Below are 277 nucleotides of genomic sequence, written 5' to 3' on the forward strand. Positions count from 1 at the left end.
ATAATGTTCCCAAACTAGACCCACAAAAAGATGTGGTGATTGACTTGTCTCATAAAGATGAGAGCCTTGACGGGAAAGAAGTGGCCTTGCATCAAACCTTTAACTATCGCTTGGTTGGAGCATTGATTCCAAGCAATCGTGCGACTGATTTATTTGAATATGGTTTTGAAGATAACTATGATGAAAAGCATGATGAGTATAATGGTGTTTATCGCAGCTATCTGATGACGGATGTCATCCTCAAAGACGGTTCTGTCTTAAAAGAGGGGACAGAAGT

1 protein-coding gene is annotated in these 277 nt (G+C 40.1%); it reads left to right on the forward strand.

The annotated features are described in order from the left end of the window. On the forward strand, window positions 1-277 hold a 277-nt coding region (locus RMT89_RS42730), incomplete at both ends, for an LPXTG cell wall anchor domain-containing protein (protein ID WP_315889151.1).

The sequence above is a fragment of the Streptomyces sp. P17 genome (assembly GCF_032436805.1).
In the GTDB taxonomy this organism is placed as follows: Bacteria; Actinomycetota; Actinomycetes; order Streptomycetales; family Streptomycetaceae; genus Streptomyces.